This is a genomic window from Flavihumibacter sp. CACIAM 22H1 (genome assembly GCF_001601815.1).
Lineage (GTDB): Bacteria > Bacteroidota > Bacteroidia > Chitinophagales > Chitinophagaceae > Flavihumibacter.
On the sequence record NZ_LUKG01000033.1, the window covers coordinates 38,257 to 39,483 of the forward strand.

Sequence of the window (1,227 nt, forward strand, 5' to 3'; positions counted from 1 at the left end):
AGAGAATCCTTTGGGTGAAGGGTTACTTCACCGATATGGTGTGCATCCGACAAACCAAGGTAGTTCCAGCTTTTGCCATTATCGGTTGACTTATACATGCCAATGCCTGCATAGGTAGACCGGCTGCTGTTCACTTCTCCCGTACCCAGCCATATTGTACGCGGTTGACTGCTCCAGTTAATAGCAATATCCCCGATCCCAATTACCATTTCCGAGTCAAAAATCGGCTCAAAGGATTGCCCATTATTTTTAGTATGCCACAATCCGCCGGTAGCATATGCCAGGTAGAATTCGGTAGGATCTGCTGGATTTACTTCTATATCAATAACCCTTCCTCCCATAATGGACGGTCCGATATTCCGGAAAGAAACCTCTTTTAGTGGCGAATTGCGGCGATTTTCCTGGTGCTTTTGCAAAGCTTTAAGACGTTCATCACCCGAACTTGGACGAATTTGTGCATAGCTTTGGGCAACCAGCAGGAGAAGTCCTAATCCGGCATATTTATTGGGACATATTAACGATCGGAGAGATACCATCTGAATCGGAATTTCGTTCTTGTTAAAAATCAAACATAACAACTATGCGTTGGATTTTGATCATAGCCCTCTTTATTTCTGTGCCTGCAGCTGCACAGTTAAAAGATTATATGATTGGCGTAAAAGGGGATACCCTCAACCGTATTGATATGCAGGGAAAAAAACAGGGCCCCTGGGTTCATCGGTATGAAACCATCCGGGGAGAACGCGGTTATGAAGAAGAGGGTGAATATATCGACGATCGTAAAGAAGGTGTTTGGCGGAAATACAGCCTTATGGGCGATCTGATGGCCATCGAAAATTATCGATGGGGATTCCTGGATGGTAAATCGCAATACTTCAATAATGCGGGAATGGTATTCCGGGAAGAATCCTGGAGGGCCTTTAACCCGGATAAATTATACGATACCATTGACGTAGAAGATGTTGTTTTACCCGGAAATTTTAAACAGGTGATCGTAAAAAATGAAGGAGCTTCCGTTAAACACGGTACCTGGAATTATTTTGATCCGGGATCCGGCCTTATCGTAAAAACGGAAACCTATACACTGGGAAAAATTGACAAAAATAACAATCCGGCCAGTTTAGGAACAGATACACTTTCTATGGGAGCTAAAAAAATAGCTAAACCCAAAGAAGTATTGGAATTTGAAAAAAAGAATGCCGGTAAGAAAAAAGTAAAGGTTCGAGA

Annotated in this window: 2 protein-coding genes; one reads left to right on the forward strand and one right to left on the reverse strand. The window is 42.9% G+C overall.

Features of this window, described 5'->3' with window-relative positions; translation table 11 throughout:
- On the reverse strand, nucleotides 1-536 hold a 536-nt coding region (locus A1D16_RS10945), incomplete at its 3' end, for a hypothetical protein (RefSeq protein ID WP_290709403.1).
- Between the two features lie 44 nt (nucleotides 537-580).
- Here A1D16_RS10945 and A1D16_RS10950 point away from each other — a divergent pair.
- The coding region (locus tag A1D16_RS10950; protein WP_290709404.1) for a hypothetical protein at nucleotides 581-1,227 on the forward strand (647 nt) is incomplete at its 3' end.